This is a genomic window from Duganella sp. Leaf126 (genome assembly GCF_001423125.1).
Classification (GTDB): Bacteria; Pseudomonadota; Gammaproteobacteria; order Burkholderiales; family Burkholderiaceae_D; genus Rugamonas.
Genome location: NZ_LMNW01000005.1, coordinates 18,400 through 41,791 on the forward strand (window position 1 = coordinate 18,400; position 23,392 = coordinate 41,791).

At 65.0% G+C, this 23,392-nt stretch carries 28 protein-coding genes; 13 read left to right on the plus strand and 15 right to left on the minus strand.

What is annotated here, in order from left to right; genetic code table 11:
• Positions 1 to 20: 20 nt before the first annotated feature.
• From ASF61_RS23165 to ASF61_RS06295, 5 genes are read left to right on the plus strand one after another with little or no spacing between them, the layout of a single operon-like run.
• Positions 21 to 689 carry an XRE family transcriptional regulator gene (locus tag ASF61_RS23165; protein WP_156369480.1) on the plus strand — a complete coding sequence of 223 codons (669 nt, stop codon included), beginning with the start codon at positions 21 to 23 and terminating at the stop codon, positions 687 to 689.
• Entirely contained in the window at positions 686 to 1,267 is a 582-nt protein-coding gene (locus tag ASF61_RS06280) for a PAAR domain-containing protein (RefSeq protein WP_056152666.1), read from the plus strand. Before ASF61_RS23165 ends, ASF61_RS06280 begins: the two co-directional genes overlap by 4 nt.
• The gene (locus ASF61_RS06285) at positions 1,264 to 1,974 is read left to right on the plus strand and encodes a VRR-NUC domain-containing protein (RefSeq protein ID WP_056152669.1); all 711 of its coding nucleotides are present in this window, start codon (positions 1,264 to 1,266) and stop codon (positions 1,972 to 1,974) included. Before ASF61_RS06280 ends, ASF61_RS06285 begins: the two co-directional genes overlap by 4 nt.
• Before the next feature lie 10 nt (positions 1,975 to 1,984).
• Positions 1,985 to 3,061, plus strand: coding sequence for a type VI immunity family protein (locus tag ASF61_RS06290; RefSeq protein ID WP_056152672.1), 1,077 nt, complete (start codon positions 1,985 to 1,987; stop codon positions 3,059 to 3,061).
• Positions 3,061 to 3,780 carry a hypothetical protein gene (locus ASF61_RS06295; RefSeq protein WP_056152675.1) on the plus strand — a complete coding sequence of 240 codons (720 nt, stop codon included), beginning with the start codon at positions 3,061 to 3,063 and terminating at the stop codon, positions 3,778 to 3,780. Before ASF61_RS06290 ends, ASF61_RS06295 begins: the two co-directional genes overlap by 1 nt.
• Before the next feature lie 112 nt (positions 3,781 to 3,892).
• Here ASF61_RS06295 and ASF61_RS06300 read toward each other — a convergent pair whose 3' ends face one another.
• Positions 3,893 to 4,873 carry a DNA-binding protein gene (locus ASF61_RS06300; RefSeq protein WP_056152677.1) on the minus strand — a complete coding sequence of 327 codons (981 nt, stop codon included), beginning with the start codon at positions 4,871 to 4,873 and terminating at the stop codon, positions 3,893 to 3,895.
• Between the two features lie 190 nt (positions 4,874 to 5,063).
• Between ASF61_RS06300 and ASF61_RS06305 the strand changes: the two genes are divergently transcribed.
• Both ASF61_RS06305 and ASF61_RS06310 read left to right on the plus strand, forming a co-directional pair.
• Positions 5,064 to 6,083, plus strand: a complete 1,020-nt coding sequence (locus ASF61_RS06305) for a site-specific integrase (RefSeq protein ID WP_082491248.1) — start codon at positions 5,064 to 5,066, stop codon at positions 6,081 to 6,083.
• A 115-nt stretch (positions 6,084 to 6,198) separates the two neighbouring features.
• The gene (locus tag ASF61_RS06310) at positions 6,199 to 7,866 is read left to right on the plus strand and encodes an FAD-dependent oxidoreductase (protein WP_056152680.1); all 1,668 of its coding nucleotides are present in this window, start codon (positions 6,199 to 6,201) and stop codon (positions 7,864 to 7,866) included.
• 13 nt (positions 7,867 to 7,879) lie between these two features.
• Here the strand turns inward: ASF61_RS06310 and ASF61_RS06315 are convergent, their stop codons facing one another.
• A complete protein-coding gene (locus ASF61_RS06315) occupies positions 7,880 to 9,268 on the minus strand; it encodes a hypothetical protein (RefSeq protein ID WP_056152905.1) in 1,389 nt (462 codons plus the stop codon).
• 93 nt (positions 9,269 to 9,361) lie between these two features.
• Here ASF61_RS06315 and ASF61_RS06320 point away from each other — a divergent pair, with 93 nt between their 5' ends.
• Both ASF61_RS06320 and ASF61_RS06325 read left to right on the plus strand, forming a co-directional pair.
• On the plus strand, positions 9,362 to 9,868 hold the full coding sequence (locus tag ASF61_RS06320; protein WP_056152684.1) for a hypothetical protein: 507 nt from the start codon (positions 9,362 to 9,364) through the stop codon (positions 9,866 to 9,868).
• A 110-nt stretch (positions 9,869 to 9,978) separates the two neighbouring features.
• Positions 9,979 to 11,115: a phospholipase A gene (locus tag ASF61_RS06325; protein ID WP_229205736.1), complete on the plus strand. Its 1,137-nt coding sequence runs from the start codon at positions 9,979 to 9,981 to the stop codon at positions 11,113 to 11,115.
• Positions 11,116 to 11,127: 12 nt separating this feature from the next.
• On the opposite strand, the gene ASF61_RS06330 is transcribed toward ASF61_RS06325, so the two are convergent.
• The 3 genes from ASF61_RS06330 to ASF61_RS06340 all read right to left on the minus strand — a co-directional run bounded on the left by ASF61_RS06330 (position 11,128) and on the right by ASF61_RS06340 (position 12,749).
• Positions 11,128 to 11,328 (minus strand): hypothetical protein, encoded by a 201-nt coding sequence (locus tag ASF61_RS06330; RefSeq protein WP_056152686.1) that lies wholly within the window; start codon positions 11,326 to 11,328, stop codon positions 11,128 to 11,130.
• Between the two features lie 134 nt (positions 11,329 to 11,462).
• Positions 11,463 to 11,711 (minus strand): hypothetical protein, encoded by a 249-nt coding sequence (locus ASF61_RS06335; RefSeq protein WP_056152912.1) that lies wholly within the window; start codon positions 11,709 to 11,711, stop codon positions 11,463 to 11,465.
• Between the two features lie 66 nt (positions 11,712 to 11,777).
• Positions 11,778 to 12,749: a methyltransferase domain-containing protein gene (locus tag ASF61_RS06340; protein ID WP_255354547.1), complete on the minus strand. Its 972-nt coding sequence runs from the start codon at positions 12,747 to 12,749 to the stop codon at positions 11,778 to 11,780.
• A gap of 175 nt (positions 12,750 to 12,924) precedes the next feature.
• Between ASF61_RS06340 and ASF61_RS06345 the strand changes: the two genes are divergently transcribed.
• The gene (locus tag ASF61_RS06345) at positions 12,925 to 13,728 is read left to right on the plus strand and encodes an alpha/beta fold hydrolase (RefSeq protein WP_056152692.1); all 804 of its coding nucleotides are present in this window, start codon (positions 12,925 to 12,927) and stop codon (positions 13,726 to 13,728) included.
• Positions 13,729 to 13,749: 21 nt separating this feature from the next.
• Here ASF61_RS06345 and ASF61_RS06350 read toward each other — a convergent pair whose 3' ends face one another.
• The 6 genes from ASF61_RS06350 to mltG all read right to left on the minus strand — a co-directional run bounded on the left by ASF61_RS06350 (position 13,750) and on the right by mltG (position 18,459).
• Entirely contained in the window at positions 13,750 to 14,457 is a 708-nt protein-coding gene (locus tag ASF61_RS06350) for an ankyrin repeat domain-containing protein (RefSeq protein ID WP_056152695.1), read from the minus strand.
• On the minus strand, positions 14,457 to 15,245 hold the full coding sequence (locus ASF61_RS06355) for a TatD family hydrolase (RefSeq protein WP_056152698.1): 789 nt from the start codon (positions 15,243 to 15,245) through the stop codon (positions 14,457 to 14,459). The genes ASF61_RS06350 and ASF61_RS06355 overlap by 1 nt, the downstream gene beginning before the upstream one ends.
• A 55-nt stretch (positions 15,246 to 15,300) precedes the next feature.
• Positions 15,301 to 15,696, minus strand: a complete 396-nt coding sequence (locus ASF61_RS06360; protein WP_056152700.1) for a PilZ domain-containing protein — start codon at positions 15,694 to 15,696, stop codon at positions 15,301 to 15,303.
• Between the two features lie 20 nt (positions 15,697 to 15,716).
• Positions 15,717 to 16,751 (minus strand): DNA polymerase III subunit delta', encoded by a 1,035-nt coding sequence (locus ASF61_RS06365; RefSeq protein ID WP_056152704.1) that lies wholly within the window; start codon positions 16,749 to 16,751, stop codon positions 15,717 to 15,719.
• Positions 16,752 to 16,829: 78 nt separating this feature from the next.
• On the minus strand, positions 16,830 to 17,465 hold the full coding sequence (tmk, locus tag ASF61_RS06370) for a dTMP kinase (RefSeq protein WP_056152707.1): 636 nt from the start codon (positions 17,463 to 17,465) through the stop codon (positions 16,830 to 16,832).
• 4 nt (positions 17,466 to 17,469) lie between these two features.
• A complete protein-coding gene (gene mltG, locus ASF61_RS06375) occupies positions 17,470 to 18,459 on the minus strand; it encodes an endolytic transglycosylase MltG (RefSeq protein WP_056152710.1) in 990 nt (329 codons plus the stop codon).
• A 189-nt stretch (positions 18,460 to 18,648) separates the two neighbouring features.
• On the opposite strand from mltG, the gene ASF61_RS06380 reads away from it, so the two are divergent.
• Genes ASF61_RS06380 through ASF61_RS06390 form a run of 3 tightly spaced genes read left to right on the plus strand, consistent with a single transcriptional unit; the run spans position 18,649 to position 20,700 of the window.
• Positions 18,649 to 19,671: a folate-binding protein YgfZ gene (locus ASF61_RS06380; protein WP_056152712.1), complete on the plus strand. Its 1,023-nt coding sequence runs from the start codon at positions 18,649 to 18,651 to the stop codon at positions 19,669 to 19,671.
• A 1-nt stretch (position 19,672) separates the two neighbouring features.
• Positions 19,673 to 19,960 carry a DUF4936 family protein gene (locus ASF61_RS06385; protein ID WP_056152715.1) on the plus strand — a complete coding sequence of 96 codons (288 nt, stop codon included), beginning with the start codon at positions 19,673 to 19,675 and terminating at the stop codon, positions 19,958 to 19,960.
• On the plus strand, positions 19,951 to 20,700 hold the full coding sequence (locus tag ASF61_RS06390) for an NRDE family protein (RefSeq protein ID WP_056152718.1): 750 nt from the start codon (positions 19,951 to 19,953) through the stop codon (positions 20,698 to 20,700). The genes ASF61_RS06385 and ASF61_RS06390 overlap by 10 nt, the downstream gene beginning before the upstream one ends.
• A 190-nt stretch (positions 20,701 to 20,890) precedes the next feature.
• Here ASF61_RS06390 and ASF61_RS06395 read toward each other — a convergent pair whose 3' ends face one another.
• From ASF61_RS06395 to ASF61_RS06410, 4 genes are all read right to left on the minus strand, one after another.
• On the minus strand, positions 20,891 to 21,325 hold the full coding sequence (locus tag ASF61_RS06395; protein ID WP_056152721.1) for a GNAT family N-acetyltransferase: 435 nt from the start codon (positions 21,323 to 21,325) through the stop codon (positions 20,891 to 20,893).
• Between the two features lie 76 nt (positions 21,326 to 21,401).
• Positions 21,402 to 21,935, minus strand: a complete 534-nt coding sequence (locus ASF61_RS06400) for a superoxide dismutase family protein (RefSeq protein WP_056152724.1) — start codon at positions 21,933 to 21,935, stop codon at positions 21,402 to 21,404.
• 85 nt (positions 21,936 to 22,020) lie between these two features.
• Positions 22,021 to 23,016, minus strand: a complete 996-nt coding sequence (locus tag ASF61_RS06405; protein WP_056152727.1) for an NADP-dependent oxidoreductase — start codon at positions 23,014 to 23,016, stop codon at positions 22,021 to 22,023.
• On the minus strand, positions 23,013 to 23,315 hold the full coding sequence (locus ASF61_RS06410; RefSeq protein ID WP_056152730.1) for a Dabb family protein: 303 nt from the start codon (positions 23,313 to 23,315) through the stop codon (positions 23,013 to 23,015). Before ASF61_RS06410 ends, ASF61_RS06405 begins: the two co-directional genes overlap by 4 nt.
• Positions 23,316 to 23,392: the final 77 nt, after the last annotated feature.

The following is a 23,392-nucleotide window of genomic DNA, read 5'->3' on the forward strand; positions in this document are numbered from 1 at the left end:
AATAATGGCATAATGCATCGATGACAACGAACGACCCCGGCAATCTTCCCGATCCGCCCAATTTGCAATTGCGCGCCGCGCTGATCGCACGCATTCAGATGCTGCTGGCCAGCAACGACTGGACACAGCAGGAAGCCGCGCGCATCTGCGGGCAGACCCAGCCGCGTATCAGTGACTTGCGACGCGGCGCGACGGAGCGCTTCTCGCTCGACGCATTGGTCAACATCGCCGCCGCGCTGGCGCGGCACACAATAACCACCGAAGGAGACCTGATGGAATACACAGAAGCCGACGGCGAGCGTCTCGTCGCCGAGTTCATGGCACAACTCGCAGCCAAGCCCGTCAAGGGGCGCTATCCGGCCGCCACCGAATGCTCGACTACCGAGCGCGGCGGCGTGATCGTCGCCAGCAGCGGCCTGCGCACGGCGGGCGGGCGCGTCGCGCTGGTGGGCGACATCGTACGCTACCCGGACGGTGACGAAGCCCGTATCGTCTCCGGCGCTGGCGCGGCCTTGCTCTGCAAGGGGCGGATGATGGCCTTGGTCGGCAGCGAACTGGACAATGGCGACCGCATCACCGGCCCCATGCACAACGGCATGGTGATTGTGCAGTACGCCGATGAGGCGCCGATCAAGGGCCTGCTCGACCCGAACTATGTTCCTCCATCAGCAGACGGAGGCCATCCATGAGCCAACCGTTGATCGTCGTTGGCGACAAGACCAGCCACGGCGGTACGGTCATCGGTTGCGCGCCGACCGCCGATACCCTGGGCAAAGGCTGGGCGCGCATGGGCGACATGGTGGCCTGTCCACGGTGCAAGGGCGTTTTCCCGATCAGCCAGGGCGACGCCAGCTTGATCGAAGACGGCCGCGCGGTCGCCTATCACGGCTGCAAGGTCGCCTGCGGCGCGGTGTTGATTTCCAGCCAGATGCTCACCCGCACCGAGCCGTCCAGCGGCACGGGGCCGGACGCGGCTGGCAGCGCATCGGACGATATGCTGGCCAAGGGCCTGGGCGCCATCGGTGCCGGCTTTGTGGCTGGCTACCAGGATGAACCGCTGGACGACACCGCCCAACGTTTCCGCGGCCGCTTCCAGGTATTGGATCTGACCTCTGGCGAGCCCGTTACCGGCCAGTCGGTGCGTGTGCGCTCGACGGGCGGCCAGTACTTTACCGGCAGCACCGACGCCGAGGGCTTCACCCAGTGGGTCGAGCGCGATGCCAGCGAGGCGCTGGCTTTCGACCTTGCCGATTCTGGACAGCCATGACGGAACCCATCAAACCATCCGCGCCGTTGGCGACCGGAGGCATGTCTCAAGGCGGCACTACCACGGTGGTGAAGATCAACCGGCCCAACGTGGACTTCGTGGACAAGAAGGTTTTGTGCTCGGCCATCTGCAAATGCAAGGATGATCCTGGCATCGGTACGGACGGACGCTCGCTCAAGCAGTCCTGTGTTTCCAAGCAGATCAGGGGATTGGACGCGGTACTTGAACACCGCAGCCCCTACAAGCCGGAGGTCAATTACGACATGACCAAACAGCCGCCGGAGCCTATCATGGATTCGGCGGTCGACACAAAACCGCACGACTGGCTGCCGGGCTTCATCAAGAAGCACTGGGAGGCCGACCACGGTTCGCCTTACCTCAAAGGCGCGGGCATGGTGCGTCGCCCCGATGTCGTCATCGTCAACGATCCGAGCAAGCCGCCGACCCAAGACAATATCAAGCAGGTTGTTGAAATAAAATTTCCACCCGACAAGATCGACAAACCTCAAGAAGACGCCTACGTCCAGATCGCCGGCAGCGACAACAAGCTCGTTGTCATTGGGCCTGAGAGTTGCGACTGTAGCCAGCCCGAGCCCAAACCGTCCAAGATTCCGGTCGAGGAAATTGGTGCGGCGGCGGCTCTCGCCCGCATTTTGTACATGCTTATCACCCGCCGGCCACCACCTGGCCCGGTGCCTGCATTCTAAGGAATCACCCATGACCGATCTTCCCTTTGATCCGATCCAACTGATGCGCGAGCATCCCGAGAAGATGCACATTCCCGGCGGCCTGCTGACCAAGCAGGGCCCGCAGGACTACGTGGGCGGTGTCCCCGCCATCACCGGCACGCTGTTCTTCAACGACGCCCACACAGCCGAGGTGCGTGAGGCCATTTGCGCCTGCTTCGACGAGTACGAGGTGATCGCCAAGGCCCATCTGACCTGGTTGTGGCGTGCGGAACCGCCCGAAGGCCCGGACAAGTTCGTTTATGAAAAGGCGCCATCGATGCGTGCGATGATCAAGCGCATGAATGAAAACGACTTGGTGAGCTTTACCTACGTCAGCGGCAAGCAACCGCACGATGCGGGCGACTGGGAGTTCCAGGTTTTTGGTCGGCGTGGGTGGGAAGCCAAGATGATCGTGCGCGGCACCTCAGCGTTACGCTTTACCATGCCATTGCTGCATGTCGAGAAGAATCCTGCGGCGTTCCAGGCCATGTTCGTGAGCTTCGCCAAGCGTCTAAAGGCGCTCCACGGTTACGGTGGGCAGGGCTTGGTGCTATCGGCCCCGCGAGAGAGTGACAATCAGCCATTCGAGGCTTACTTGGCCAACATGCTCAACGGACTTGATGTCGGTGAGCCGGTTGGTGCAACTCGCTCGGCCCATCTGGGCATCAAAACCGTTTCCTGGCTGACTGCCGTCAATCACAAAATGATCGAGAAGATCGGCGGGCTATCGGCGATCCGCTCCGAATTGCCAATGGACTGGTTCGCACTCTACGACTACGGCGCGGGTTTGGTCGTGCAGGCCGGGCCGAAGCCAGAGGGCGCGCCCGCCGACCAACCAAAGCCTGCCCGGCTGGTGCTCCCCAACATGCTGTTCAAAGAAGTGCGTGCGCCCAAGGTCAGCCTGCACTACGCGTCCAAGGAAGGCGAGCCCCGCCTCATCGGTTGGGGCGCGGAGCAGTGGCTCCAACGCTTCGACGTGCCAGAGGACGAAGTGCAGGCTTACAAGGCCCGGCTGCTGGACGAACCGAAGCTGACCAAGGCAACCACTTTGCCGGATCGCTTGTGATGAGGCTGCGCGATGTCGCCGCCCAACTGCGGCATTTTTGGCGGTGCCGTTCTGAATACAAGTTGCTGGAACGTCAGCACGCGACGATTGCTGAAACGCTCGCGGCACGTCCGCCGGACGAATTCAGCGTACTGCATCTCGCCATACTGCGAAACCTGCGTGTCACATGGTTGACGGTCGAATCCGGGGCGCCGGGCCTGCGGCAGTTTCTCCCTTTCGGTGCGAATCGGTCCACCCTCAATGTTGGGTTTGAACTAATCGGTTGCCGGGATGAGGCGTTGCTTGCGCGAGCCTTGGTCGAAACCGGCCAACTGATACCTGCTTTCTGCACGAAAGCGGTGATGTCAGCTGGCAGATATGCCGTTCCCGCCGACATGCGCGACTATTTCGCCGATTCGCAGACCGGGGTCTCGACTGACGGAATGTTCGAGTTCCGTGAAGAACACGCCGTCTTGCTGCGGCAGTCCTGCTGGCGCACCGACATGCTTTATCCCCCCTCGTGGCCGCTGCCGGGCATCGATGGGAAACGCCCCTACGGTGACCGTTCATATTTCCAGATCGATATGGCCTCCCATCTTGGCATGCCGTACCAGATCAGTAGCGACGGTGAGGTGCAGACAGACGAGGTGCGCGATGCGGAACTGGAAAGCCTGCACTGGCAGATGCTTACCGCCTTGCAGATATTTTTGTTGCATGCGTGTGTTCCGGACCGGGGGTAAAACTGCACCATGGGTACCGATCTGCGTTTGAAAGTTGCCGACTTGCGGTCAGTGGGTTTTTGACAAGAAATCCTGTGCCACGCGCTGCACCTGTTCGCGCGCGTCGCGCCTGTTACTTCTTTTTGCCAGCCCCCGGCGGTTTAATCGCACCGGATGCAGCCTCCAATTGCGCTTTCAGCGCGGCTACCTCATCGAGCAGAGCGCCATTCGTAGTATCGAGTCTCACATTCTCGCGCTCGGTCTTGTCTCGCAGCTCGGCCGTCATCGCGGCGTCCATGTGCTCGCGGCTGGCCATTTCCCGCGCGGCGACGAGCTGCTCGCGCAGGGTGTAGACCTCGCCTAAGCGCTCCTTCGCTTCGCCGGTGGCGCGCTCGACCTGGTGTTGCAATCCCTGCTTCTCCGCGCGTAGCACGGCCACCGCCTGCTGGTGCTCCTGCAGGTGGGTGCGCAGCCGCTGGGCGTCGTGCTCCAGCGTGCCGATGCGGGCCTCGAAACCCTGTCGGTCGCTCTGCCGCTGCTCGGCCGTCTTTTCCTGGAAGTGATCAAACTGGTGCCGCGCTTGCGCCAGCTGGTCGGTCAGCAACCGGACCTCGGCGGCCCGGTCGGCAAGTCGCTGGGTCAGGCCGTCGTTTTCGGCCCGCAGGGCCGCGATCGCCACGGCGCCGTGCTGCCGCTCGTCGCGCTCGTGCGCGAACGCCGCCTTCACCTGAGCCAGCTCGGCGCTGAGCACGTCCCGCTCGGCGCGCAGCTGGCGGCCGGTGGCGCGTTCCGCCTCCAACTCCTGCGCCCCCTCCTGGCGGACCTTGTCGTTCGCGGCGCGTAGCTGCTCGACCTGCGCCTGCGCGCCGGCCTCCAGCCGTTGATACACACCCTTGACGGCTTCCAGCAAGTCGGCGGGCAGGCCGGCGCCGGCGGCTGCCGCTTCGCCCTGGTGCTGAGCCTTCCACTGCTTGAGCATCGGCGCGATGGTGCCCTTGCTGCCGGTGTCGCCGAGCGCAGCGCGGACAGTGTCCACGGTGGGGTTGGTGCCGGCCGCCGCCAGCCGGGCGGCCGCGCTGGCCACCTGGGAGTAAAGAATGCCTGCGCGCGCCATGGTGGACCTTTCACGAAATTAAGTAACGTATTCCATAACACGTAATATCACGATATATTACGCTTTTGGGTTTTCGCTGTCACGCGTCGTTTTATCCTGCGATAAATTTGCTTACAGCAGGCCATGCCGCTCGTGGCGTGCTATGCTGGCCATAATCCCGTTATGAACGTGCAAGTCGCGCGACATCGCCATGACCACCACACCCGCCGATACCGAAGCCGCCAATATGCCCGATACCGGGCCGGCGCCGGCCATCCGTACTGCCGTTACGCCGCAGGACGATCAAGACCACGCCGCGCGGCATCGCGCCTTCCTGGCGGCCGCCACGTCCGAGAACACGCGCCAGGCGTACCGTTCGGCGATCAACCACTACCTGGACTGGGGCGGCGTGCTGCCGGCGGACGAGCCGGCCGTCATCCGCTACCTGGTGCGGTATGCCGACACGCTCAACCCGCGCACCCTGGCGCTGCGCCTGACGGCGCTCTCGCAATGGCATGTCCACCAAGGCTTCGCCGATCCGGCGGCCACGCCGACTGTGCGCAAGACCTTGGCCGGGATCGCGCGCGTCAACGGCCGCCCGAAGAAGAAGGCCAAGGCGCTGCCGATCGAGGATCTGGAACTGATCGTGGCGACGCTAGCCGGCTTGGGCACATTGAAGGCGGCGCGCGACAACGCGTTGCTGCAAGTGGGCTTCTTCGGGGGCTTCCGGCGCAGCGAGCTGGTGGACATCGAGGTTGACCACATCGCCTGGGACTGTCAGGGGATCACGATCGCGCTACCGCGCTCGAAGACGGACCAGACCGGCGAGGGAGTGGTTAAAGCGATCCCCTACAGTGACGGGCCGTGCTGTCCGGCGACGGCTCTGCGGGCCTGGCTGGACGCCGCCGGCGTGACCAGTGGTCCGGTGTTTCGCTCGATCAGCAAATGGGGCGTGATGGGCGCCGATGCATTGAATCCGGCAAGCGTAAATGCCATCCTGGCCGGCGCCGCTCAGCTGGCCCGGCTCACCTACGTGCCGGAACTGTCGAGTCACAGCCTGCGGCGAGGCATGGCCACCAGCGCGTACCGCGCCGGCGCCGACTTCCGAGACATCAAGCGGCAAGGCGCATGGCGCCACGATGGCACGGTGCAGGGCTACATCGAGGATGCGGGTGTATTCGACCAGAACGCGGCCGGAAGTCTGCTGCGATCAAGGATCAAACCCGCCTGAATTGGCTTAGCGCCCGATTTTTTCCGTTTTCCCTGTTCGCCCCCATGTGCGGGCCACCGCGACCTCTTACTTTCGTCTCTGGCAGCCTGGCCAAGGACCGCGCTACACTGGCGCGATGACCTTCCCCGATCCCTTCCAGTCGCGCAGCGCCCAGGCGCTGCCGCGCATCGCACCGGCCGAGCTCAAACGCATGGAGCGCTTCGGCGCCCGTGCGCAGTACGCCGATGGCGCCATGCTGTTCGAGGCGGGGCGCGACCGGTTCGGCCTGATGGTGGTCATCGGCGGCAGGATCCGCATCAGCCGTTACGACGGACTCGGTAACAGCTCGCTGATCACCGAGCACGGTCCCGGCGAGTTTGCCGGCGAGATGAGCCAGCTGTCCGATGCGCCGACGCTGGTCAACGGCCATGCGCTGGGCGCGGTGGAGGTGCTGGTGCTGACCACGGCCACGCTGCGCACGCTGCTGGTGGCGGAGGCGGAGCTGGGCGAGCGCATCGTACGCGCCTTCATCCTGCGGCGCGTGGAATTGATGGAGAGCGCGGCCTGCGGCCCGGTGCTGCTGTCGCCGCAGCACCATCCGCGCATGCACGCGCTACGTGGCTGGCTGGCTTCGAACGGCATGCCGCACAAGGTGTTGCAACCGGACGAGAATGCGCAGGCGCGCGCCTTGTGCGCCCACCATGCGCCGCAGGCGGACGACTGGCCGCTGGTGGTCTGCCCCGACGGCAAGGTCCAGAAAAATCCGACCATGGTCGATCTGGGGCGGCGCCTCGGTACGCTGCCGGTGCTCGACTCGGCCCAGGTCTGGGACGTGATCGTCGTCGGCGCCGGGCCGGCCGGGCTGGCCACGGCCGTGTATGCAGCGTCCGAGGGCTTGTCGGTGCTGACGCTGGAGACGCGCGCCTACGGCGGCCAGGCGGCCGCCAGCGCCCGCATCGAGAACTACCTCGGTTTCCCGACCGGGATTTCCGGCCGGGCGCTGGCCGGCCGCGCCTATGTCCAGTCGAAAAAATTCGGCGTCGAGATGGCGATCCCGGCGCCGGCCGCCCGCCTGCTGTGCGACGCCCGGCCGCTCGAAGTGGAAATGTGCGGCAGCCTGCAGCGGCTGCGGGCGCGCAGCGTGGTGGTTGCGTGCGGCGCACGCTATCGCCGTCCGCAACTGGCGAACCTGGCGCGCTTCGAGGGCAAGGGCGTGTACTACTGGGCCTCGCCGCTGGAAGCGGGGCTGTGCGCCGATGCCGAAGTGATCCTGGTCGGCGGCGGCAATTCGGCCGGCCAGGCGGCCGTCTACCTGTCCGCGCACGCGTCGCGCGTGCACATGCTGATCCGCAGGGGCAGCCTGGTGGATACCATGTCCACTTACCTGATCGAGCGCATCGCCGCCACACCCAACATCGTGCTGCATGCGCATACCGAGATCGTCGCGCTCGACGGCAACGACGAAGAAGGGCTGCGCCGCGTCACCGTGCACGACCGCCAACACGGCGCCGAGCGCGATTACGACATCGCCCGCGTGTTCCTGTTCATCGGGGCCGATCCCAACACGGGATGGCTGGCCGACTGCGGCGTGGCAGTCGACGACAAGGACTTCATCCTGACCGGCCATGCCGCGCACAGCACCGCAACGTCCGCTGAACCGGGCGCCAGTCTCGCAACCAGCGTCCCCGGCGTGTTCGCCATCGGCGACGTGCGGGCCGGCTCCACCAAACGCGTCGCGGCAGCGGTCGGCGAAGGCGCCGCCGTGGTCGCGCAGATCCACAACTTCCTGTCCCGCCGGCCCTGACTGCGGCGCTGCATCAGTAGATGTCGCGGCGCAGCCGCTGCATGCTGAAGTCGTTCTGGTCGAGCCACAGGTGGGCGTCGTCGAGTTGGCGTTCGAGGCGGCGCAGCTGGTCCGCCAGGTCGCGGCGGTCCTGTTCGCGGCGGCGGTTTTGCCTGTCCGATTCGTCGGTGGCGGGTTTGTCCTTGGTCGGTTGGCTGTTGCGCACGTCGCGGTCGAGGCGGTCGAGGCGGCGGCGTCCTTCGTACAGGCGCGCTTCGAGCTGGCGCACGTCTTCGACGACCTGGCGCTGGCGTAATTCCGCGCTGGCGAATTCTTGGCCGTTGAACCAGGCGCTCCGCAGCCTGTCGCGCAGCGGCGGCTGGCAGACCTCGAAGGCAAGGCCGCGGTTCAATCGTCCCTGCTCGAAGGCGTTTTCCGGCACGCAGTAGCGGGCATTCTCCGCTTCCCACGCGCGCGTGTAGATGGCGCGCGTGTCGGGGATGGCGAACACGCCGTCGCGGCGGGCATTGGCGATCCGTTCTTCCAGCAGGAACGGCTTGCCGTAGCCGTCCTCCCGGCCGGCCTGCTCCCAGTGCTCGGTCAGGCGCTTTTCCCAGGCCTGGCGGTATTCGGCTTCGAACACCTTCAGACCCTTTTGCCGCGCTTCGCGGCCGCGCACGCCGAACTCGGAACCGGTCACCGCATCGCGCGCGCCCAGGTTGCGCCAGTAATTGACGATCTCGCCGTTCCAGGCGGCCCGGTAGACATCTTCCTGCACCTGCACGCCGGCGCTGCGGGCGCTGGCCGCGCGCTCACGCAGTGCGCTGTCGGGCACACCGTTGCTGGCGTCGCTGGCGCCGGCATCCTGCCAGAACTGGCGGTTGCCCGCCTGCCAGCCGCTGTCGTAGGCAGCGTCGTCGAAGCGGATGCCGGTCTGATCCGCCTGGCTGCGGCTGGCGTCCTTGCCGGTCAGCGGCCGACCGGCCACGCCGTCGCGTTTGCCGATCCCTTCCCAGTACTGCGCATTCCCCCTGAGCCAGCCGTCATCGTAGGCGCGCTGGTTCGGCGGCGTCTTGCGCTGGCGGACTTCCTCGCCGGCAGCGCGCGCGGCGAATTGCTGCGCCATGCCGCGCGCACCGTCGGCGACGCCCACCGCGGTCCACATCTGCGTGTTGCCCAGTTCCCAGCCCGCCGTGTAGCGGGCGCCCGCGTCGGCGGCCGCGGACTTGCCGCTGTCGGCATGGTCGTCGCAAAAGTCCTTGCGCTCGGCGAAGTTCGGCGGTGCGCCATCGAGGCCGTCCTTGCGCCCGATCTGCTGCCAGTCGCCGACCTGGCAGTCGGCGATGCGCTGTTTGATGGCGGCGGAACAGCCGGCCAGCATGACGGCGACGATCAGGGGCACTACACGGGCAGCAAAGGTCATGGCAGTCATTATTTGGTTTCAGCGACGTAGTTTCGGCTACGCAATTATAGTATGTGGCTATAATTGCCAGTCTCCCATTTTTTGGAACGCTCCATGATCAAGCGCTTGCGTGTCGCCGCTGCCGCCGTGGCCGGGTTGAGCATGCTTTCGAACCCGGCCTTTGCCGATCCAGCCGATACCTTCGGCATGATCGCGTCCGCGCCGCTGCAGCAGGTGTGGCTCAATGCCGGCTTCTATTCGTACCACTTCGACCGCAACCGCGGCCTCAACGACAGCAACCCGGGCCTGGGCGCAGAATACCGGTTTTCGACGGTGGCGTCGGCAACGGCCGGGCGCTTCTATAACAGCGACCGCCAGTACTCCAACTACGTGGGCGTGTACTACCAGCCAGTCAGGATCGGGCCGGTGCGGCTGGGCGCCGTGGTGGGCGCGTTCGACGGTTACCCGCACATGCGCGACGGCGGCTGGTTCCCGGCAGCGATACCGACCGCCAGCGTCGAGTACAAGCGCGTGGGCGTAAACATTGCAGTGGTGCCGAAATACAAGGACCGCCTGTACGGCGCGCTGTCGGTCCAGCTGAAATTGAAGGTCTTTGAATGAAGGGTTGCCGCAGCGTGCGACCTTTCTGACGAGATGTGCGACGTACCGAACAGCAATAACCCGATCCCGTGTAATAAACTGCAAGTTTATATTTCACCGGGAATATTTGCATGACTGTCCGTCCGAAAACCGCCTTGTTGCTCTGCCTGGGCGTCGCCCCTACCTTCGCCCTGGCCCAGGCTGCCCCTACCGAGGCCGAGAACCTCGAACTGCGCGTCGAGCGCTGCTCGGTGCTGGGCGACGCCAGCGCCCGTCTGGCGTGCTACGACGGTCTGGCGCGCAAGACGCCCGGCGGTCAGGTCGCTGCTGCGCCTGCCGTCGGCGGCCCGGTGCCGGACACCGAAAAGGTCGCGGCGGCCGATGCCCCGGCCCGCACCCAGCCCGACGCGCCGCCCCCGCCGCCAGCGGCCGTCCTGCCGCCCAAGGTGGCCGAGCTGACCACCATTCCGCCGGAAGACAAGGTCTCGCGCATGGTGCAGTCGTGGGAACTGGACCGCTCGGCCAAGCGCGGCGTGTTCAACTTCCGTCCCCACCGCGACAATTTCCTGCTGCTGGCCAACTACAGCAATGGCAATAACGAAAAACCGTTCGAAGAATTTTCGCCGGCCGGCCTCAAGACCCAGCACGTGGAACTGATGTACCAGCTCAGCTTCAAGATGAAGATGATCGAGCAGGCGCTGGGCTACCCGGTGGACCTGTGGTTCGGCTACACGCAGGAGAGCTTCTGGCAAGCGTACAACCACTCGGAATCGAGCCCGTTCCGCGAGACCAACTACCAGCCCGAACTGATGCTGACCACGCCGCTGGCGCTGAACCTGGGCGGCGTCGATGTGCGTTTCCTGACGCTGGGCCTGGTGCACCAGTCGAACGGCCAGTCTTCCACGCTGTCGCGCAGCTGGAACCGCGTGTATGCCCAGGTCGGCGCCGAGAAGGATAATTTCGCCCTCACCTTCCGCCTGTGGCACCGGCTCGATAACGGACGCTCGGACAACGACAACATCGACATCACCGACTACCTCGGCCACGGCGACCTGACCGCCAGCTACCGCTGGGATGGCCAGGAAATCTCGCTGCTGGCCCGCCGCAACTTCCACACCAGCCGCGGCGCCCTCAAGCTCGGCTATGCGTTCCCGGTGGCAGCCAACCTGAAAGGCTATGTGCAGGCCTTCAGCGGCTATGGCCAGAGCCTGATCGACTACAACTACAGCCAGAAGTCGATCGGCGCCGGCGTCCAGGTCGAATTTTAATACGCCCTTGGGCTAGCGGCGGCTGCCGCCGCCCAGCATGCGCGCCGGCAGCAGTACCACGGCGCGCAGCAACGCGAACAGGCCCTCGACGCCAATGCCGATCAGGCGAAACGGCAGCGTCAGCAGCCAGCACACCGGGTACAGCACCAGCGCCAGCAGGGCCAGCGGCCAGCACACCAGCAGTAAGACCAGCCACAGCAGAAAACCGAACATGGAACACTCCCGTCTCAAGATGGTGTCGATGATGGCACTGTAGTGAGCGGGCGTTGTCGCTGCAACGGTGGTGCGACCGGTTGCGCGCAGGCGGGGATGAAGCGGAAGAAAAGCGGTATGGATGGCGCTGAAGCTTACTGGCCCACGCAGATGATCTTGGTAACGTATTCGTGCGCGTTCGGCTTTTTCTTGGCCGACCAGGCGATCGCCTCATTGGCCTGCGCGATGGTCAGCACCGAGGCCTTGTCCTTGGACCGGATGAACGAGACGCCTTCGAACACGCCTTCCTTGCTGCGCATGACCTTGGCGAACACCGGGGGCTTGGTATCGCCATCGGCGATCTTGTTTTGCTGGACGAGGTAGCGCTGGTCGATCGGTTCCATCTTCTTCAACTTTAAAGGGTAAAAGACGAAGTATACGCTGTTCCCGCCCCGCTGGCAGCAGCTGCTTCAGGCAAACGCCGGCACGCCGCCGGCCTGCTCGGTGGTCTGCTGGGTGGCTTGAAATACGAGACCGGCCTTGAGCGACGCCTGCAGCGACGGAATCGATCCGCCCGCGCGATACTGGAAGCTCACTTCCAGCACATCGCCGACAGCAGCCCTCACCGGCGCAGCCAGCGGCAGCGTCATGTAGTGATTGAGCCAGTCGATGGTGGTGGCGCGTTCCTGCACCACCGCCAGCACGTTCTTGGTCACGAAGCGCATGGCGTTGATCTCGCCCGCCCGTTCGACCACGAACTTGCCCTGCCAGGCATACGCGAGCTGGTTGGGCTGGCTGAAGTCGATGATGCTGTACACGGCCGGAGCGGCCAGTTCCACGGTGCCGGGATAGACGACCTGGGTTTCCTGGAATTGCACGATCGGCGCATAAAAGCCTTCGAAGTCGTATTCCTGTTGCAGCGGCTGCACTGCCATGATCACTGCTTCGGGCAGGAACACCGGCAGCGGTCCGCCGAAGCGCTCGAGGTAGCGGCGCTTGAACGATTCGATGACCTCGACCTGCTTCTCGCGCAGCATGGCCACGTGGATCATTTCGCAGATCACCACATCGACCGGTTCCGGCGGCAGGTATTCGAAGGCGTCGGCATGGATCACTTCCACTTTCTCGCCGTTGGGATTGAGCGCCAGCATCTTGCGGGCTTCGCGCACCATGTCCGGATTGAATTCCACGCAGTACACCTTGGCCGCCTTGGCAGCGGCAAACCAGGACAGCACACCGGTGCCGCCGCCGAGTTCGAGCACCTTGGCGCCGGGCTGGACGGCATAATCGATCGCCGATTTGAACCCGTGCATGCGGTTCTGGTCCATCAGCATGTTGTGATGGTAGTGGACTGGTATGAATTGCCCCAGATAGCAGCTTTCGATTTCGCGTTCGTTCAGCATGAAGGTTCTCCTAGAAATCGCACTGACTCTGGATGCAATGCGGATAGCTGCATTATCAAGACTTTTGCAGCGCCATGATGTTACGAATTGGACAGAAAATACCCGCCAATTCTCGCCGCATGACCGCTAACGCGCGCCGCTTCGATACAGATTACCTTTTCGTCACTATTCCCGCACTTTACTTTATACTGGCAATGGTTCGAGGGAGATAGTAATGTCGGTGCAGCAACGCAACAATGTCCATTGCCACGGCGATGGGGAACACACGATGATGTTCGTCCACGGTTATGGCTGCGACCAGAGCATGTGGCGCTTCATCCATCCGGCCTACAGCCGGCGCTACAAGATCGTTCTGCTCGACCTGACCGGCAGCGGCGGTTCCGACCTGTCCGCTTACGACCGCGACAAGTACGCCGACCTCCATGGGCACGCCCAGGACATCCTGGAGATTATCGAACTCTATGCAAAAGGCAAGGTGATTTTCGTCGGCCACTCGGTCAGCGCGATGATCGGCCTGCTGGCGTCGATCCAGCGCCCCGAACGCTTTGCCGCCCAGGTCATGATCGGTCCCTCCCCGAGCTTCATCAACGACGGCGATTACGTCGGCGGCTTCAACGCCGAGGACGTGGACCAGCTGCTCAAGATGATCGACGAGAATTACCTCGACTGGAGCCGGCAGATGGTGCCGGCCATCATGGGCGCGCCCAACCAGCCGCATCTGACCCGCGAACTGCTGACCCGCTTCGAGCGCAACGACCAGGACATCGCCCGCCATTTTGCACGCGTGACCTTCACGGCCGACCACCGCGCCGACCTAGCCAGGTCCACCATTCCGTCGCTGGTGCTGCAGTGCAGCGACGACCTGCTGGCGCCGCGCGAGGTGGGCATCTACCTGCGCGAGCACCTGCCCAATTCGGTCGTCAAGATGGTGTCCAATGTCGGCCACTGCCCGCACCTGAGCGCGCCGGAAGACAGCTCGGCCTACATCGACGCTTTCCTCAGCCGTAACGGCTACTGAGCACTGCGCGGCAAGGCCCGCTTACCGCGGTTTGGCGCGCTGGGCGGCCAGATGGGCGTCGATGGCTTTGGCGATCCATGGCTTGTCGGCCTTCATGGCAAAGCCCGAGGCGGTCAGATGGAAGCCGCCGTCCTTGAGCGCTGCGTTGGCGCCGCGCGCCAGCAAGACCTTGACGGCGTCTTCCTGGCCTTCGCGCGCGGCCATCATCAGCGGCGTCATGCCCGACGGCGATTCGGCGTCGATCGCTGCCTGGTGGTCGAGCAGCAGGCTGGTGATCTCGGCGCTGCCGCCGGCTGCCGCATAGTGCAATGCCGTCCAGCCTGGCTGATGAGTTGGCGGATTGATGCGGGCGCCACGTCGGATCAGGTCCACCACCAGGGGCTGGTTCCTGCGGAACGCCGCCATCATCAGCGCGGTATTGCCGTTGGGCGCTTTCGCTTCGAGCTCCACGCCCGGCTGGTCCATCAACACGGTGGCGGCATCGTTGGCGTCGTTGCGGATCGCAACGATCAGCGCCGTTTCGCCGCCCAGGTCGCGCGCATTGGGATCGACACCGGCCGCCAGCGACTTTTTCACCCCCGCTGCGCGGTTCATCTGCACGGCGCGGAACAGGTCGACTTCGGCCGGCGACTGCGTTGCGGCCGCCAGCACCGGGCCGGAGATGGAAAACGACAGACAGCAAGCCAGCGACAGGCGCGCCAGCACTGCACGGTGACGGTGGCCAGGCATCAGGCAGCCTCCTTGCGTATATTGAACAGCTTGAAAAAATTGGCAGACGTCTGCGCCGCCACCTGTTCCACCGGAACCCCCTTGAGCTTGGCGATGAATTCGCCGACGTGGGCGACATAGCCCGGCTCGTTGGTACGGCCGCGGAACGGCACCGGCGCCAGGTACGGCGAATCGGTCTCGATCAGCATGCGCTCGAGCGGCACCTCGAGCGCCACCGCCTGCAACTCCCTGGCGCTCTTGAAGGTGACGATGCCCGAGAACGAAATATAAAAGCCGAGCGCGATGGCGGCGCGCGCCGCCTCCAGCGATTCGGTAAAGCAGTGCATCACTCCGGCCACGCCGCCCGCTTCGGGAGCCGCGCCCTCTTCGCGCAGGATGCGGATGGTATCGTCGCTGGCGCTGCGGGTGTGGATGATGAGCGGCTTGCGGGTCAGGCGCGAGGCACGGATATGGGTGCGGAAGCGTTCGCGCTGCCATTCGAGGTCGCCTTCGAGGCGGTAGTAGTCAAGGCCGGTCTCGCCGATGGCGATGATTTTCGGATCGTCGGCCAGCGCCACCAGCTGCTCGACGGTCGGTTCCGGCGTGTCTTCGTAATCGGGATGGACGCCGACCGAGGCGTAAATGTGCGGATACTGGTGCGCCAGCGCCAGCACCTGCGGGAAATCGGGCAAATCGACCGACACGCACAGCGCGTGCGTCACCTGCTTCTCGGCCATGGTGGCCAGGATCTCGGGCATGCGAGCGGCGAGCTCGGGGAAATTGATATGGCAGTGGGAATCGATATACATGGCGCGATTGTACCTTGAAGGCTGGCGCGCGTGCCACGACGGCACCGGCGGAGCGCTACAGCGTGTGGGTGGCGCGGGCCGACCGCAGCGCCGGCCCCAGGATGTCCTCGATGCGCTGGCGCAGCTTCTGGCCGCCTTCGTCGCCGGGAAAATGGATGCCCACGCCCTGCGCCTTGTCGTGGTGGGCGCCTGCCGGCGTGATCCAGGCGACGCGGCCGGCCACCTGGTATTTTTCGGGCTCGTCCATCAGGGTCAGCAGCAGGAACAGTTCGTCGCCGAGCTTGTACGCCTGCCGGGTCGGAATGAACAGGCCGCCATGACGCAGGAACGGCATGTAGGCCGCGTACAGTGCAGCCTTTTCGCGGATCGCCAGCGACAGCACAGCCGGCCGGCCCGACTGAGCCGGTTTGTCCGCAGCGGCGGAGGCGTCGTAAAGGCTGTCAGCGGGCATGGATCACCTTGTAAGAAACACTAGGAAGCGCAGGCGGCGGTATAGTCGAGCAACATATCCTCCAGGAACAGCTTGGGCGACAGCGGATGGTCCGACGTGGCGCGGCGCTCGTTGACGCCCCGCGTGACCGCCAGCAGGCGGCTGATGTGGATCCTGTCCGCCAGGCCCGTCAGCTCGCGCTGGTAGCGTGGATAGTAGCGCACCTTGCCTGCCAGCTTGACCGCACACACATCATACAGCCAGCGCTGCAAGCACGACACCTGCGCCGTGAGCGGCACCTTCTGCAGCTTGTCCGCCACTTTCAGCGCGCCTTCCACGCTGGGACGGGCCAGCAGCTGCAGCAGGGTTTCCAGGTCGTCCCGGTTGCCCAGTTCGGCCTGGGCCATGGCGGCCAGCGGCGCGCCACCCTGCTCGCGCAGCCAGCTGTCGGCGTCGGCCACGTTTTGCTGCTTGAGCCAGGCCAGCGCCTGCGCGTGCGACGGCATCGGCAGGGCAAACTTGCGGCAGCGCGACAGGATGGTGGGCAGCAGGCGGTCCAGGCTGTTGGAGGCAAGCAGGAACACGGTGCCCGGCGGCGGTTCCTCCAGCGTTTTCAGCAGCGCATTCGAGGCCGGCATGTTGAGCGCCTCGGCCGGATATAGCACCACCACGCGCAAGCCGGCGCGGTGGGTGGAGACGTTCATGAAATCGGCCAGGTTGCGGATCTGCTCGATCTTGATCTCTTTCGACGGCGCTTTGGCGGACTTGGCCGATTTTTTGGCATCGCCCTCGCCTTCCTCGCCCTCGGCCGGCTCGTCCTCGAGCGCCTCGGGCCGCACGCGGCGGTAATCGGGATGGTTGTGCTGGACGAACCAGCCGCAGGACACGCACTGACCGCAGGCGTGACCGTCCGGCCGCACGGCCTCGCACAGGAGGCCCTGGGCAAACTGCTCGATGAAGTCGGCCTTGCCGATCCCGGCCGCGCCGTGGAACAGGATGGCGTGCGGCAGCCGCTGGCGCAACTGCTGCAATTGCTGCCAGGATTCTTGCTGCCAAGGATAAATGGTATCGCTCATTGTCGTTAGTGTGTTGCAAACTGGCTGCCGAAGCAATGTCGAAACGCTATGTGACGACAGCCGGCCGGACGCTGGCGCCTAGTCTTGCGCCAGCAGGGCGTCGAGCACGCCCGCGATCTCGGTCTCGATCTCGGCAATCGTGCGGGTGGCATCGACCAGGTGGAAGCGCTGCGGGAACTGCGCGGCGCGGCGCAGGTATTCGTTGCGGGTGGCGGCAAAAAAATCGCTCTGTTCCTGCTCGAACTTGTCGAGCGCGCGGGTGGCGTCCAGGCGGGCGCGGGCCACGGCCAGCGGCACGTCGAACAGCAGGGTCAGATCCGGTTGCAGATGCGGGTGGACCCATTGCTCGAGCGCTTCGAGCTTGCTGCGGTCCATGCCGCGCCCGCCGCCCTGGTAGGCGAAGCTGGCGTCGGTGAACCGGTCGGAAATGACCCAGGCGCCGCGCGCCAGCGCCGGCGCGATCACCTGCGCGATGTGCTCGCGGCGGCTGGCAAACATCAGCAGCGCTTCGGTCTCCAGGTCCATGGTTTCGTGCAGCACCAGTGCGCGCAGCTTTTCGCCGAGCGCGGTGCCGCCCGGTTCGCGCGAACTGACCAGCGCGATGCCGCGCTGTTCCAGGTAACGGCCGGCAAACGCGATGTGGGTGGACTTGCCGGCGCCGTCGATGCCTTCGAAGGTGATGAATTTGCTGCTGCGGGTACGGTTATCGGTCATCGTGCTATCGCTGGTATTGGTTGACTGCCCGATTGTGGTCGTTCAGGTTGTCGGAGAATTTACTGGTGCCGTTGCCGCGCGCAACGAAATACAGGGCGGCGGTCTTCGCCGGCGCCATCGCGGCCGCCAGCGATTCCACGCCCGGCAGCGAGATCGGCGTCGGCGGCAGGCCGGTGCGCGTATAGGTATTAAAGGGCGTATCGGTTTCCAGGTCGCGCTTGCGGATATTGCCGTCGAACTTCAAGCCCATGCCGTAGATCACGGTGGGATCGGTCTGCAGCATCATGCCCAGGCGCAGGCGGTTGACGAACACGGCGGCAATCATGTTGCGCTCCGACTTTTGCCCGGTTTCCTTTTCGACGATGGACGCCATGGTCAGCGCCTCGTACGGCGTCTTGTACGGCAGGCCCGCGTCGCGCTTGGCCCAGGCCGCATCGAGCCGCTTGATCATCATCGCATGGGCCTGGCGATAGATCTGCAAGTCGCTTGAATTCTTGGCGAACAGATAGGTGTCAGGGAAAAACAGCCCTTCCGGATGCTTGTACCCGGACCCGATCGCCGCCATCAGCTCGGTATCGCTGAGCAGGGTCGTTTCGTGCTTGAGACCGGCATGCGCGTCGATTGCCGCGCGCATCTGGCGGAAGCTCCAGCCCTCGATGATGGTCAGCTGCTCCTGGGCGAATTCGCCGCGCACCAGCTGGGTGATCAGCTGCGAAGGCGTGGTGCCCGGTTTCAGTTCGTACGAGCCGGCCTTGATGCGGCTGCTCTTGCCGCTGCCGCGCGCCAGCAGGTTGAACAGCAACGGCTGGATCGGCACGCCGGCATCGGCGATCTGCTGGCCGGCCGCATGGGCGCCGCTGCCGGGCACGATGGTGAAGTCGACGGGTGCGGCTGCGCCGGCAAGGATCGGGGCCTGCTGCCAGTAGGCGAAGTAAGCGCCGGCTGCCAGCGCCACGAGGATGCAGAGGGTGATTATTTTTTTAATAAAAGCCATTTCCGTGCCATAGGGGGTCTATCGGGAAGCCATCGGTCGGCGTGCCACTGGCAGCGCCTGCACAGCAGCGGCCCGGCCGCTTTTGCACCGGTGCCGACGCGATCGACGCGACATCACTATAATGAGCCCGTAATGATAATGCGTAATCGTCATTCACACCGTCAAATACGTCGTTAAATACTGGAAATTATGTCATCCTGGACCGAACTGTTATCCGCCGCCGCGCCCGCTGGCCCGCTGACCACCACCACGCTTGCCGGCGGTTTCGTCGCGCCGATCACCGACCAAGGCCTGATTGCCCTCGACGGCGAGGAATCGGCCAAGTTCCTGCACGGCCAGCTGACCAATGACGTCGAACACCTGGGCGCCGGCGACCTGCGCCTGGCCGGCTATTGCTCGCCCAAGGGGCGGTTGCTGGCGTCGTTCCTGATGTGGCGCAGCGCCACCACCATCTTCCTGCAGCTGCCGCGCGAGATCCAGGCCCCGGTGCAAAAACGGTTGTCGATGTTCGTGCTGCGCGCCAAGACCAAGCTCAGCGACGCCACCGCGCTGCCGGGCATGGAGGTGGTGCTGGGCTTCGGCGGCGACCAGGCCGAGGTGGTGCTGCAGAACTGGTTCGACACCTTGCCGGCCCAGCCTTATACGCGCGTCGAGCACCCGCTGGGCACGCTCTTGCGGGTGGCCGATGCCTTCGGCAGCGCGCGCTACCAGTGGCTGATGTCGGCCGCCACGGCAGACACCATCGCCGCCGAACTGGCGCGCACGCTGGCGGTCGGCGGCGACCAGGCCTGGCGCCTGTCCGAGATCCACGCCGGGGTGCCGCACATCGACAAGTCCACCCAGGAGCAGTTCGTGCCACAGATGGTCAATTACGAGTTGCTGGGCGCGGTCAATTTCAAGAAGGGTTGCTACCCGGGCCAGGAAATCGTCGCCCGCAGCCAGTACTTGGGCAAGCTCAAGCGCCGCACGACGCTGGTCAGCATCGCGGACTCGGCAGCGGCGGCCGGCGCCGAAGTGTTTGCCACGGCCGATCCGGAGCAGCCGTGCGGCATGATCGTCAACGCGGCGCCCAACGGCCACGGCGGCGTCGATGCCCTGGTAGAAATGAAACTGGCTGCCATCGAGGCTGCCTCGGTCCGGCTGGGTTCGGCCGAAGGACCGGCGCTGACCTTCCTGCCGCTGCCATACGTGCTGGAACCGCTCGACCTCTAGCATGGACCTGTTCATCTACTACAAGGTCAGGGAAGCCGATGCGGCGCGCCTGCGCGCGGCAGTCGTGGCCATGCAGGCGCACCTGGCAGACCAGTTCGCCGTGACGAGCCAGCTCAAACGCCGGCCCGAAGCGAGCGACGGCGTGCAAACCTGGATGGAAATCTATCCTGACGCACCGGGCAACTTTGCCGCCACGCTGGCCGTGGCGGTCGAACGGGCCGGCTTGTCGCAATGGATCATCGGCAATCGCCACGTGGAAGCGTTCATGGATGTGCTGCCATGTGCCTGATGGTGTTTGCCTGGAAAATTTTGCCGGCAGTCCCCCTGGTCGCAGCGGCCAACCGCGACGAGTTTTACGGACGCGCCACCGCAGCCGCCGCGCCGTGGCCCGACCATCCGCACATCTACGGCGGCCGCGACCTGCAGGCGGGCGGCAGCTGGATGGGCATCGCGCACGGCGACGCGGGCGGGGACCGGAACGGCGCCCGCTTTGCGGCCATCACCAATATCCGCGCACCGGGCGAACGCCGCGACGATGCGCCGTCGCGCGGCCGGCTGGTGGCCGACTTCCTCACCGGCAATCTGAGCCCCCAGGCCTATATCGACACGCTGCGCGGCCGCGCGGCCGACTACAACGGCTTCAACCTCGTCGTCGGCGACCGCGACACGCTGATCTGGTATTCGAACCGCGGCGACGCCGACCCGCGCAACGGCCAGCCGCTGCCGCCGGGCGTGTACGGCGTCTCCAACGCCCTGCTCGACGCACCGTGGCCCAAGGTGGTCAAGACCAAGGCCGAGCTGGCCAGCCTGATCTGCCTGGGCGCGCCCGACGACGCCTTCTTCGAAATGCTGGCCGATACCACCCCCGCCCCCGACCAGCGCCTGCCAGAAACCGGCGTCCCGCTCGACATCGAGCGCGTGCTGTCCTCCGTCAGGATCGACAGCCCAGGCTACGGCACCCGCACCTCCACCGTCGTCAAGCTCTACGCCAACGCCACTGCCACCTTGCAAGAACACATCTTCCGGTAACCCCACTTCGGGGCCTATTGGTGCCGAGTTAAGCGAAAAGCATTAATTTTGTTGGCATAAAAACGTCGTCCCTGCGTAGGCGGGGACCCAATTTGGCTGGACATGTCGACGCAGCTCGCAGAACTTGGGTACCCGCCTTCGCGGGTACGACGGGCAGGAAGACCTTCACTTAGCCGCATGAACTTCGCGGTCAGAACTTGTGGTGCATATTGATGTGGCGGATGCCGGCCTCGTAGAATTCTTCGCCTTCGATGGCGAAGCCGTGGCGCTGGTAGAACGGCGCGGCGTGGGTCTGGGCGCTGAGGGCGACCAGGCTTTCGCCGCGGGCGCGCGCTTGCGCCATCAGCCCTTGCAGCAGGGCGCCGCCGACACCGGTGCCGCGTCCCGACTTGCGCACGGCCATGCGCCCGATGTGGCCGTCCGGCAGCAGGCGGCCGGTACCGATCGGCACGCCGGCGGCATCGTAGGCCACCGCGTGCAGGCACAGGACATCCATATCGTCCATTTCCAGTTCGGCCGGCACGCCCTGCTCTTCGACGAAGACTTCGGTGCGGATCAGTTTGGCGTCGGCAGCCATGGTGGCCCAGTCGCCGTAGCGTATCGTGTGTTGGACAGTGTCGTTCATCGCTTCGCTTTGCTCAGGAAAAACGACCATTGTCGCACGCCGGCCTGGTTTTCGGAACCGCTGATTGCGGTGCGCCTTATCTGGTGGCGCGGATCACACCGCAGGCCAGGCGACCGCCGGCATTGCCGGTGGGCTGGGTTTTCAGGTCGTCGGGCGCAGTGTGCACGATCACGCCGCGGTTGAGGGCGTTGACCGGGCTGCCTTCGGTCAGCGTCAGCTGGGACAGCGGCACGGTCACGTCCAGCATGGCGACACCGTTGGCGTCGGCCGTGATGTTGCCGAAGTCGCCGCTGTGCTTGCTGCTGTGGGTCGGATCGCCGTGCGGCGCGCTGGTGGGATTGAAGTGACCGCCGGCGCTGCTGCCGTCCGGTGCCGAGCAGTCGCCTTTTTCGTGGATATGGAAGCCGTGCAGGCCCGGGGTCAGGCCCTCGACCTTGGCCTTGACGTGGACGCCGGCAGCCGTCTGTTCGAAGGTGACCAGACCGGACGTCTTGCTGTTGGCGGTCGGCGCCAGCTTGGCCTCGGCGGTGACCTTGGCCGTGTCGATGGCGGCCGAGGCGGTCTGTATGGCGGCCAGCGCCAGGATGCAGCTGAGTACGGCTGTTTTCATTGCGGTTCCTTCGAAAGTAGACAACGGGTGGGCAGGCAAACGATGCGCGGGCGCTGGACGCTTGATACAGCACAACGCGCTCAAATCATATCAACTTTACCAGTTGCTTGCCAAAATTGAACCCCTGCAGTAATCCGATGAACGCCGCCGGCGCCGAAGCAAGTCCCTGGGCCACTGATTCCCTGTATTTGACCTGTCCGCCTGCCACCAGGTCGGCCAGCTGCGCCAGCCCCTGCTGCCACAGGTCCATGTGCTCGGTGACGATGAAACCCTGCAGCGTCAGGCGGTTGATCAGCAACAGCTTGGCGTTGTTGATTGCCATGTCGGCGCCGCCGAAGCCGCCGATCATCCCGCACAGCGCCACGCGTCCGAACGCATTGGTGCGCGCCAGCGCGGCGTCGAGCACGGCGCCGCCGACGTTTTCGAAGATGCCGTCGACACCGTCGGGCGTGGCGGCCGCCAGGTCCGCGTCGAGGCGGCCGGCCTTGTAGTCGATGCAGGCGTCGAAGCCAAGTTCATCGACCACATACGCGCACTTGTCCGGTCCGCCCGCGATGCCGACCACGCGGCAACCCTGCAGCCGCGCCAGCTGGCCGACCACGCTGCCCACCGCTCCGCTGGCGGCCGACACCACGACGGTCTCGCCCGCCTTGGGCGCGATGATCTTGTTCAGCCCGTACCAGGCCGCCATGCCCGGCATGCCGACCGCGCCCAGGTAGGCCGAGAGCGGCAGCTTGCCGCCATCGACCTTGCGCAGGCCGGTGCCGTCCGAAACGGCCATCTCGGTCCAGCCCAGCACGCCGACGACGGTGTCGCCGACCGCGTAGCCGGCATGGCGCGACGCCACCACCTCGCCGACGGTGCCGCCGATCATGGTCTCATCCAGCGCCTGCGCAGCAGCGTAGCTCTTGCCTGCGCTCATGCGTCCGCGCATGTACGGATCGAGCGACAGGTAATGGTTGCGCACCAGCAGTTCGCCGTCCTGCAAGGCCGGCACCTGCGCCGTTTCGAGCCGGAAGTTCTCGGGCGTGACCGCCCCGCGCGGGCGGCTGGCCAGCACCACGCGCCAGTACGGCGTCATACTTCGTAGTCCATGCACTGGCGCTCGAGCCGCACGGCCGCAATGAACGGCTTGATGGCGACGTGGTCGGGATGGTCGAGGTAGGCGTTCAGTGCATCCTTGTCGACGAACTCCGAATACAGCACCACGTCATAGGTCGCTTCCAGGCCGGGCTGGGCCAGCATCGGTTCGAACGTGACGATGCCGGGCACGATGCCGGCGCAGCCGTCGAGCAAGGCTTTCATCTTGACGGCGTTGGCGGCGCGGTCGGCGCCCTCGGCGTGGTCCTTCAGTTTCCACATCACGATGTGTTTCAGCATATGTCTCTCCTGTCTTTCCTGGGAATCTTGAAATGGGCTGACATGACACGGGGACCGGGCGGCGCCAGGCCCCCAGC

Excerpts from the sequence above, each read along its gene's own strand:
- ASF61_RS06345 (WP_056152692.1), top strand. The coding sequence starts at position 12,925 with ATGTCGGTGCAGCAACGCAACAATGTCCATTGCCACGGCGATGGGGAA.
- ASF61_RS06290 (WP_056152672.1), top strand. The coding sequence starts at position 1,985 with ATGACCGATCTTCCCTTTGATCCGATCCAACTGATGCGCGAGCATCCC.
- ASF61_RS23165 (WP_156369480.1), top strand. The coding sequence starts at position 21 with ATGACAACGAACGACCCCGGCAATCTTCCCGATCCGCCCAATTTGCAA.
- ASF61_RS06285 (WP_056152669.1), top strand. The coding sequence starts at position 1,264 with ATGACGGAACCCATCAAACCATCCGCGCCGTTGGCGACCGGAGGCATG.
- ASF61_RS06360 (WP_056152700.1), bottom strand. The coding sequence starts at position 15,696 with ATGCCCGCTGACAGCCTTTACGACGCCTCCGCCGCTGCGGACAAACCG.
- ASF61_RS06315 (WP_056152905.1), bottom strand. The coding sequence starts at position 9,268 with ATGACCTTTGCTGCCCGTGTAGTGCCCCTGATCGTCGCCGTCATGCTG.
- ASF61_RS06365 (WP_056152704.1), bottom strand. The coding sequence starts at position 16,751 with ATGAGCGATACCATTTATCCTTGGCAGCAAGAATCCTGGCAGCAATTG.
- ASF61_RS06295 (WP_056152675.1), top strand. The coding sequence starts at position 3,061 with ATGAGGCTGCGCGATGTCGCCGCCCAACTGCGGCATTTTTGGCGGTGC.
- ASF61_RS06355 (WP_056152698.1), bottom strand. The coding sequence starts at position 15,245 with ATGTATATCGATTCCCACTGCCATATCAATTTCCCCGAGCTCGCCGCT.
- ASF61_RS06350 (WP_056152695.1), bottom strand. The coding sequence starts at position 14,457 with ATGCCTGGCCACCGTCACCGTGCAGTGCTGGCGCGCCTGTCGCTGGCT.
- ASF61_RS06410 (WP_056152730.1), bottom strand. The coding sequence starts at position 23,315 with ATGCTGAAACACATCGTGATGTGGAAACTGAAGGACCACGCCGAGGGC.
- mltG (WP_056152710.1), bottom strand. The coding sequence starts at position 18,459 with ATGGCTTTTATTAAAAAAATAATCACCCTCTGCATCCTCGTGGCGCTG.
- ASF61_RS06325 (WP_229205736.1), top strand. The coding sequence starts at position 9,979 with ATGACTGTCCGTCCGAAAACCGCCTTGTTGCTCTGCCTGGGCGTCGCC.
- ASF61_RS06405 (WP_056152727.1), bottom strand. The coding sequence starts at position 23,016 with ATGACGCCGTACTGGCGCGTGGTGCTGGCCAGCCGCCCGCGCGGGGCG.
- ASF61_RS06400 (WP_056152724.1), bottom strand. The coding sequence starts at position 21,935 with ATGAAAACAGCCGTACTCAGCTGCATCCTGGCGCTGGCCGCCATACAG.
- ASF61_RS06335 (WP_056152912.1), bottom strand. The coding sequence starts at position 11,711 with ATGGAACCGATCGACCAGCGCTACCTCGTCCAGCAAAACAAGATCGCC.
- ASF61_RS06305 (WP_082491248.1), top strand. The coding sequence starts at position 5,064 with ATGACCACCACACCCGCCGATACCGAAGCCGCCAATATGCCCGATACC.
- ASF61_RS06280 (WP_056152666.1), top strand. The coding sequence starts at position 686 with ATGAGCCAACCGTTGATCGTCGTTGGCGACAAGACCAGCCACGGCGGT.
- ASF61_RS06380 (WP_056152712.1), top strand. The coding sequence starts at position 18,649 with ATGTCATCCTGGACCGAACTGTTATCCGCCGCCGCGCCCGCTGGCCCG.
- ASF61_RS06310 (WP_056152680.1), top strand. The coding sequence starts at position 6,199 with ATGACCTTCCCCGATCCCTTCCAGTCGCGCAGCGCCCAGGCGCTGCCG.
- ASF61_RS06395 (WP_056152721.1), bottom strand. The coding sequence starts at position 21,325 with ATGAACGACACTGTCCAACACACGATACGCTACGGCGACTGGGCCACC.
- ASF61_RS06320 (WP_056152684.1), top strand. The coding sequence starts at position 9,362 with ATGATCAAGCGCTTGCGTGTCGCCGCTGCCGCCGTGGCCGGGTTGAGC.
- ASF61_RS06390 (WP_056152718.1), top strand. The coding sequence starts at position 19,951 with ATGTGCCTGATGGTGTTTGCCTGGAAAATTTTGCCGGCAGTCCCCCTG.
- ASF61_RS06385 (WP_056152715.1), top strand. The coding sequence starts at position 19,673 with ATGGACCTGTTCATCTACTACAAGGTCAGGGAAGCCGATGCGGCGCGC.
- tmk (WP_056152707.1), bottom strand. The coding sequence starts at position 17,465 with ATGACCGATAACCGTACCCGCAGCAGCAAATTCATCACCTTCGAAGGC.
- ASF61_RS06300 (WP_056152677.1), bottom strand. The coding sequence starts at position 4,873 with ATGGCGCGCGCAGGCATTCTTTACTCCCAGGTGGCCAGCGCGGCCGCC.
- ASF61_RS06330 (WP_056152686.1), bottom strand. The coding sequence starts at position 11,328 with ATGTTCGGTTTTCTGCTGTGGCTGGTCTTACTGCTGGTGTGCTGGCCG.